Raw genomic sequence first — 544 nt, 5'->3', positions numbered from 1 at the left:
CGTCTATCTGATGACCAAGGCCGGTCTGCCGGTCTCGACCGGCCAGGCGATCGTCGGCGCGATCATCGGCTGGAAACTGTTTACCGGGTCGGTCACCGATGCGAACGCGCTGGTCAAGATCGTGCTGACCTGGGTGGCCTGCCCGGTGCTCGCCGCTGCCCTTGCCGCGCCGATCTACCTCGGCGTGCAGAAATACCTGGCCCATGCCAGACTTCACATCGTGCGGCGCGATCTGTTGACCCGGATCGGCCTGCTGCTGGCCGGCGCTTTCGGGGCCTACTCGCTCGGCGCCAACAACATCGCCAACGTCATGGGTGTCTTCGTACCGGCCTCTCCGTTCACCGATTTCAGCCTCGTCGGCTACACCGTCTCCGGCATCCAGCAGCTCTTTCTGGTCGGCGCGCTGGCCATCGGCGTCGGCGTGTTCACCTATTCCAAACGGGTGATGATGACCGTCGGCGACGGGATCATGCCGCTGTCGCCGATCGCGGCCTGGGTAGTGGTTGTGGCGCAATCCATCGTGCTCACCCTGTTCGCGTCCGAG

Annotated in this window: 1 protein-coding gene; it reads left to right on the top strand. The window is 64.7% G+C overall.

Annotated features, from left to right (window positions below; translation table 11 throughout):
* A partial coding sequence (locus KDM41_18875; protein MCB1185489.1) for an inorganic phosphate transporter occupies nucleotides 1-544 on the top strand: 544 nt, incomplete at both ends.

It is taken from the genome of bacterium (assembly GCA_020440705.1).
In the GTDB taxonomy this organism is placed as follows: domain Bacteria; phylum Krumholzibacteriota; class Krumholzibacteriia; order LZORAL124-64-63; family LZORAL124-64-63; genus JAGRNP01.
This window is presented reverse-complemented; position numbering and strand designations above follow the sequence as displayed.